The sequence below is a fragment of the Cytobacillus oceanisediminis 2691 genome (genome assembly GCF_007678455.1).
Taxonomy (GTDB): Bacteria; Bacillota; Bacilli; order Bacillales; family Cytobacillaceae; genus Mesobacillus; species Mesobacillus oceanisediminis_A.
This window is the reverse complement of record NZ_VEEP01000335.1, coordinates 1-246: the sequence shown is the minus strand read 5'-3', so window position 1 is coordinate 246 and position 246 is coordinate 1. Positions and strand designations below refer to the sequence as shown.

The following is a 246-nucleotide window of genomic DNA, read 5'->3' as shown; positions in this document are numbered from 1 at the left end:
ATACCTTTTTCAGCCCTCCCTCCTCCACACAACATCTTTGAGCACTTCCTCAATCACAAACACATTCATCCTACTCCCCTCTTTCCAAACATTTTTATCCCCAACCCCCTTTTCCACCACCACCATCACATTCCATTTCTCCTCCAACCCTTTCACAATTTTAATCCTCTTCAATTGAACGAGTATCTGATTAATCTCCCCAATCGCAAAAAGAACACCATGTTCCTGGTACCCAAATAACTTCTC

1 protein-coding gene is annotated in these 246 nt (G+C 42.7%); it reads right to left on the bottom strand.

The features are described 5' to 3' along the window. Nucleotides 1-9 precede the first annotated feature (9 nt). Nucleotides 10-246: hypothetical protein (locus FS736_RS24725; protein WP_186326944.1), on the bottom strand; the 237-nt coding region annotated here is incomplete at its 5' end.